The organism is Stieleria sedimenti, from assembly GCF_025060895.1.
GTDB lineage: Bacteria > Planctomycetota > Planctomycetia > Pirellulales > Pirellulaceae > Stieleria > Stieleria sedimenti.
The window spans coordinates 78,929-85,717 of the sequence record NZ_JANZKV010000031.1; the positions used below are offsets into that span (position 1 = coordinate 78,929).

Annotated in this window: 4 protein-coding genes; 2 read left to right on the plus strand and 2 right to left on the minus strand. The window is 60.8% G+C overall.

What is annotated here, in order from left to right:
* Positions 1 to 93 precede the first annotated feature (93 nt).
* Together NZK35_RS04355 and NZK35_RS04360 are read left to right on the plus strand one after the other, a co-directional pair.
* Positions 94 to 1,470, plus strand: coding sequence for a DUF1501 domain-containing protein (locus tag NZK35_RS04355; protein WP_259631373.1), 1,377 nt, complete (start codon positions 94 to 96; stop codon positions 1,468 to 1,470).
* A 115-nt stretch (positions 1,471 to 1,585) separates the two neighbouring features.
* On the plus strand, positions 1,586 to 4,102 hold the full coding sequence (locus tag NZK35_RS04360) for a DUF1549 and DUF1553 domain-containing protein (protein WP_259631374.1): 2,517 nt from the start codon (positions 1,586 to 1,588) through the stop codon (positions 4,100 to 4,102).
* On the opposite strand, the gene NZK35_RS04365 is transcribed toward NZK35_RS04360, so the two are convergent.
* Positions 4,092 to 5,378, minus strand: coding sequence for a dihydroorotase (locus NZK35_RS04365; RefSeq protein WP_259631375.1), 1,287 nt, complete (start codon positions 5,376 to 5,378; stop codon positions 4,092 to 4,094). The genes NZK35_RS04360 and NZK35_RS04365 overlap by 11 nt on opposite strands.
* Before the next feature lie 23 nt (positions 5,379 to 5,401).
* Positions 5,402 to 6,379, minus strand: a complete 978-nt coding sequence (locus NZK35_RS04370) for an aspartate carbamoyltransferase catalytic subunit (RefSeq protein ID WP_259631376.1) — start codon at positions 6,377 to 6,379, stop codon at positions 5,402 to 5,404.
* Between the last annotated feature and the right edge of the window lie 410 nt (positions 6,380 to 6,789).

Sequence of the window (6,789 nt, forward strand, 5' to 3'; positions counted from 1 at the left end):
AAGTCCCTCCGTCGGCGGAATCGAGCTTTCCGACGCTGATCTTTCCTCGATTCACCCCCTCCCCGACCCTCCCGATCCGTCATTGGATTCGTCATGTTAAATCTGACCGCTCACGGAACCTCGCACACGTGCAACGGCACGCCCCGACGCGATTTTCTGCAAATCGGAACCTTAGGCGCCCTCGGACTCGGGCTGCCACATTACCTCGCCGCCGCCGAGCGTGGCGTGGTGGATCCGCACAAGGACAAGCGTTCCTGCATCATGATCTTCAACCTGGGTGCGCCCAGCCAGTTGGACACGTTCGACATGAAGCCGGAGGCGCCGGCCGAGGTGCGCGGACCATTCAAAGCGATCTCGACCAGGGGCGATTTCCAGCTTTCGGAAATCTTGCCGCGCCACGCCGAGATCGCCGACAAGTTCTCGATCATTCGCTCCTGTTATCACACCGCGGCGGCCGTGCACGACGCAGGCTGGCAGATGCTTCAAACCGGACGCCAATTCACCGGGGGCGTGAATTACCCGCACGCCGGTGCCGTGTTGCAATACATGCGCGGACGCCGCAGCGATCTGCCGGCCCACGTCGTCTTGCCCGAAACGATGGGACGCGGCGGCGGTAACCTGCCCAACGGTCAAGCCGGCGGGTTCTTGGGAAAAACCTATGATCCCTTTGCCTTGATGGCCGATCCCAGCAAAGAAAATTTTAAAGTCCCCGACCTGCTGCCGCCGCCGACGCTCGGCGACGTGCGGATCGATCGTCGGCGACGGATGCGGGCGGCGATCGAAGGTCGAATGAACGAACTCGAATCCACCGAGTCGGCCAAGATGCTGGACAAGAATTTCGAAGCCGCCTATCGCTTGATGAACAGCTCCCAAGCTCGCGAAGCCTTTGATTTGACCAAGGAGCCGACCAAGGTCCGTGAGCGTTATGGGATGAACCGGTTCGGACAATGCTGCCTATTGTCGCGACGATTGATCGAGGCGGGCGTCCGGTTTGTCACCATCAACACGTTCCTGACCGTGTTCAACGAAGTCACCTGGGACATCCACGGCAGCAAACCGTTCACCACCATCGAAGGCATGAAGAACATCGTCGCACCGATGTACGACCAGGGCTACTCGGCGCTGCTGAGCGACTTGGACGAACGGGGCATGTTGGACGACACGCTGGTTTGTGGCTTGGCCGAATTCGGGCGAACGCCCAAGGTCAATCCGGCCGGCGGCAGGGATCATTGGCCGCAATGTTTTTCCACCACGTTTGCCGGCGGCGGCGTGCAAGGCGGTCGAGCGATCGGCGCGAGCGATCCGATCGGCGCGGTCCCGGCCGACCGACCGACGCAACCCGGCGAGCTGATCGCCACGGTCTTTCATTCCTTGGGGTTGGACTTGCACGCCGAAATCCCCGGCCCCGGCGGCCGCCCGTTCCCCTTGGTCGACTTCGGCATGCGCGAAGTCAAAGAACTGTTCGCCTGAGCGACACGTGGCGCAAGCTTCCAGCTTGCGAACACGAGCAACCGCAAGCTGGAAGCTTACGCCACTGCCACTGATGAATTCCTTGTCCATTGATTCCACATTGAAACCTCTCATCATGCGACCACGCTTGAAGTCATTCCGTTCGCTGTTGTTCGTTGTCGTGATTGTGTTCCTCGGCGACTGCATCGTTTCGACCGTCGCATCAGCCGACGAAGCCGATTTCGCCGTGCTTCCGCCGACGATCGAGTTGCAGGGAAGCGAGGCTCGCCAGCGCGTGTCGATCGTCGGCGTCCGCGATCAGATGCCGGCGGCGGTGCTCGATCGAGAAACTTACTCCATCACCATCGAAGATCCCACGATCGCCACCCTCCAGGACGGTGTCGTGACGGCGCTGGCCGATGGGGAAACCACACTACGGTGTCAGGTCGGCGCACAGGTGATCGATGTCCCCGTCGTCGTTTCGGGAACCGAGTCGGCACATCGTTGGAGTTTCCGCAACGAGGTGCAATCGGTACTCGCAAAAGCCGGATGCAACATGGGGTCGTGTCATGGCGCGCTGGCCGGCAAGGGCGGGTTTCGTCTCTCGCTGCGCGGCTATGACAGCCAAAGCGATTTCTTGTCGATCACGCGTCAGGCGCGCGGGCGGCGGATCGAAATGGCCGACCCGGGACGAAGCTTGTTGCTGGCCAAACCGACGGGAGCCCTTCCGCACAAGGGCGGACTGCGTCTGGATGTGGATTCGCACGACTATCGGGTGATCAGCCGATGGATCGCCGACGGCGCCGAAGGCCCCAGCGATGACGATCCGACGCTGGAACGCATCAGCGTGATGCCCGAAAACGCGATGTTGTCGCCGGGAGACAGGTCCCAGGTTTTAGTCAGCGCCCACTACGATGACGGACGCGTCGTCGATGTCACCCACTGGGCGAAATTCACCGCCACCGATGAAGCCGTCGCCAGCGTCGATGATGACGGTCTGGCGTTGGTGCGCGGAAGCGGCGAAGCGGCCGTTCTGGTGTGGTTCGGAAGCAAGGTCGTGTTGGCCCGGATGACGGTCCCCTACGAACACGACGTCCCGACGGAACTCTATGAAAACGCGCCGCGGCGAAACTTCATCGACCAAGAAAATTTGGCGCAGCTGAGAACGCTGAATCTACTGCCATCGCCGCGCTGCAGCGATGAAACCTTCTTGCGACGTTCCACGTTGGACACGATCGGGCGACTGCCCACGCCGGAGGAACGCCAACAGTTTCTCCAGTCCGACCCTCGCGATCGACGCGATGACTGGATCGAACGGCTGTTGGCCAGCGACGACTTTGTTTCCTATTGGGCGTACAAGTGGTCCGACATGCTGCTGATCAACGGGACGCGTTTGCGGCCGATCGCCGTGAAAACGTACTACGCGTGGGTGCGTGACCGCGTCGGGCGCAACCAGCCCTGGGACGAATTCGTCCGCGAGATTTTGACCGCGACCGGACGCAGCGATGAAAACGGCGCCACCAATTTCTACGCGCTGCATCAATCGCCCGAGGAGATGACCGAAAACGCATGTCAGGCCTTTCTGGGGCTTTCGATCGGCTGCGCCAAGTGTCACAACCATCCGCTCGAAAAGTGGACCAACGATCAATACTACGCGATGGCCAACCTATTCGCCCGTGTCCGCGCCAAGGGCTGGGGCGGAGACGGCCGCAACGGCGACGGCTTGCGCACCCTGTACGTTTCGACGTCGGGTGAGTTGATTCAACCCAACCGCGGTCAACCCCAACCGCCCGCCCCGCTGGATGCCCCACCGATCGCGTTTGATGATCCAGACGATCGGCGACAGGTTCTGGCGGCTTGGATGACCGATCCCGACAACCCGTATTTCGCCCGCTCGATCAGCAATCGTGTCTGGGCCAACTTCTGCGGTCGCGGGTTGGTCGAGCAAGTTGACGATTTGCGTCTCAGCAACCCGGCGTCCAATGAATCGCTGCTCACCGCGCTCAGCGATCACGTCGTCGACGTGGACTTTGACTTAAAGCAACTGATGCGGACGATTTTGCAAAGCGAAACGTACCAGCGGAGCAGCGTTGCATTGCCGGAGAACCGCGGTGAAGGAAAGTATCACAGTCGGTACTACCCCAAACGCTTGATGGCCGAAGTCATGCTGGATTCGATCGATCAGGTCCTGGGGACTTCGACGACCTTTGACGAAGTGGCATTTCCCGGGGCAGACCGGCAAAAGACCGATTTCTATGAATCCGGTACCCGTGCGATCGAATTGTTTGACGCATCGGTCAATTCGTACTTTCTGAAAACCTTCGGCCGCAATCCGCGCGAAATCACGTGTGAATGCGAACGCAGTGACGAACCGAGTATGGTTCAGGTCTTGCACCTGTCCAACGGCGACACGCTGAATCCGAAACTGGCCGCCGAGCGAAACGTCATCACCGAAGCGGTCGAGCAAGGCCTCGATGACGAAGCCATCGTCCGTGCATTGTTTCTTCGCGGGCTCTCTCGTGAGCCCCAGGAGTCGGAAATGGACACCTTGCTGAGCGTGCTGTCAGAATACGACCCGGAGGATCGATTGACCGGGCTGCAAGATGTCGCCTGGAGCGTGTTGACGAGTACCGAGTTCACCTTCAACCACTAAAACGCAGCTCGCCGCCGACGATCGTGTGCCGGACCCGGCCGATCAGTTCCATGCCGGCAAACGGCGTGCTGATACAGGTCGATCGAAACTGACTCGGATCGACTTTCCATCCCGCGTTCGGGTCGATGATGGTGACGTCGGCTGGGCGGCCGATGCCGAGTGTGCCGGCGTCCAGGCTGGCGATCTGTGCCGGACGCGTCGACATGCGGTCGATCAGTTCGATCCAATCCAACGTACCGGTTCGCACCAGCGCCGTTGCGGCGGTGGCCAAGGCGGTTTCCAGCGAGGAGATTCCGAACGGTGATTGATCCAGGTCGTTCATCATCTTTTCGCGACTGCGCGGCATGTGGCCGGACTGGATCGCGTCGATCGTTTTGTCTTTGACCGCCTGGCAGAGCGTCGCCACGTGACGAGGGCTGCGCAGCGGCGGGTGAACCTTAAAACGGGACTCATACGACCGCATTGCCGCATCGCTCAACATCAAATTGTGCGGACACACCGACGCGGTCACGACAACGCCGCGTGATTTGACTCGCCGCAACATGTCGACGGCCCCCATCGTGCTGACCGGGCCGACATGCAGCCGACCGTCGGTGGCTTCTGCCAGGCGGACATCGCGTGCGACCGCCAAATCTTCCGCTTCGGTCGGTAACCCCTTTAATCCCAGCACCAGGGAAACCTGTCCGTCGTGCATCACGCCGCCGCTCGCCAATTCGGGGACTTCGGGCGAATCAAAAATCGGACGGCCGAGCATGCGACAGTATTCAAGCGCCCGTTTCAACAGCGCGTCGCTCGGCGCGGCGCGGGGGGCATCGCTGAACGCGACCGCACCGGCTTCGGACAACAGACCCAGTTCCGCCATTTGTTTGCCGGAACGTCCCTTGCTCAGGCAACCGACGACGTAAACCCGCGCGCCTCTTGCCTCTGTCGCTTTTTGGCGAACAAATTCGACCGCGCCGTGCGAATCGATCACCGGGTCGGTGCTCGATGCGGCCAAGATCGACGTGTAGCCGCCGGCAAGTGCGGCGTGTGATCCGCTGAGGACGGTTTCGTCTTCTTCGAAACCCGGCTCTCTGAGTTCGACTCCCAAATCCACCAAACCCGGCGTGACCAGGCATCCGCCGGCGTCGATGACCTCGCAGTCCTGAGGGATGTCGCCGTCACTCGGGTCAACCGTCGTGAACACGCCGTCGACCATCAGGATGCGACCGCCACGATTCAGGTTCTGGCTGGGGTCGATCAAAGTACCGTTTTCGATCAGCAGGGGCTTCTTCATCGGTTGAACGATCTCTTCAATTCCTAAGCGGAGGCTTTGTTGGCGTTGCGGTACCGATCGTCGGCCGCGGACAACAAGTACAGGGCCGACATGCGGACGGCGATTCCATTGGTGACCTGTTCCAGGATCACCGAGTGTGGACCATCGGCGACCTCCGGAGTGATTTCGACGCCGCGGTTGATCGGCCCCGGCGCCATGATCAGGATGTTCTCTTTGGCCTGACGCATTCGAGCGGCGTTCATCGCGTACAAGGCCGCGTACTCGCGGACACTCGGAAACGGCCGCGCGTGCTGGCGTTCGAATTGAATTCGCAGCAGGTTCAAGACGTCGCAGCGGGGCAGAATCTCGTCCAAGTGGTGGGCCACCTCGAAACCCAGTTCCTGCCAGCGGGGGCTGACCAGCGTCGGCGGGCCGCAAATGATCACGTGCGCCCCCATCCGCTTGAGTCCCCAGATGTTGCTCCGCGCGGTGCGGCTGTGGGCGATGTCCCCGACCAAGGCAACGGTCAATCCCTCCAGGCTTCCGCGATGTTGGCGAATCGTCAACAGGTCTAGCAGACCCTGGGTCGGATGTTCGTGCGGCCCGTCGCCGGCGTTCAACACACAACAGCCCAATTCTCGGGCCAGTAAGTTCGGGGTTCCGGGCGTCCCATGGCGGGTGACCACCCAGTCCACGCCCATCGCTTCGATCGTCTTGGCGGTGTCGGCGAACGTCTCGCCCTTGGCAGTGCTGGAACCGCTCGAACCGAATTCGACCGTGTCGGCGCCGAGTCGCTTGGCGGCCAAAGAAAAACTGTTCCGCGTCCGCGTGCTGTTTTCGAAAAACAGGTTCGCACACGTCTTGCCGCTCAACAGCGACAATTTGCGGCGACAACCTTCGGTCGCTTCCTTCAACCGACTCGCGACGTCCAGCAATATCGTGATTTCGTCAGCAGAAAGGGATTCCAGATCCAATAGGTGCCGGCGATCCCAACGCTCCGCATACGATGTCAAATCAGGCACGTTCATCAAGCACCTTTCTCCGTGACCAGCCGATTTCATGTCCCCAGGGGCTACGGAGCGTTAGCCTAATGAATTGATGGCAAATCCGCGAGCGGGCGGAAATGTGAAGCATTTTTAGCGGTCGGGCGCGAGCCCTCCGGTCTTTGAAGACATTTTCGCGGCGAAACCGGAGGGCTCGCGGGCTGTCGGTTTAATCAGCCGTTTGGCGTGAGCCCAATGCCATCTACTTTCGCTGTAAAGGTGTTAGCGGAACGGCGCGAGCCGTCCGGTCACGCTTCAAAAACACCGTGAAAGACCGGAGGGCTCGCGCCCTACCGCTACCAAAAACACCCCGCAAGGTGTTAGCGGAATGGCGCGAGCCGTCCGGTCACGCTTCAAAACACCGTGAAAGATCGGAGGGCTCGCGCCCT

What these genes read in the sequence shown, in the direction of transcription:
- NZK35_RS04355 (WP_259631373.1), top strand. Translation starts at nt 94, where the DNA reads ATGTTAAATCTGACCGCTCACGGAACCTCGCACACGTGCAACGGCACG.
- NZK35_RS04360 (WP_259631374.1), top strand. Translation starts at nt 1,586, where the DNA reads ATGCGACCACGCTTGAAGTCATTCCGTTCGCTGTTGTTCGTTGTCGTG.
- NZK35_RS04365 (WP_259631375.1), bottom strand. Translation starts at nt 5,378, where the DNA reads ATGAAGAAGCCCCTGCTGATCGAAAACGGTACTTTGATCGACCCCAGC.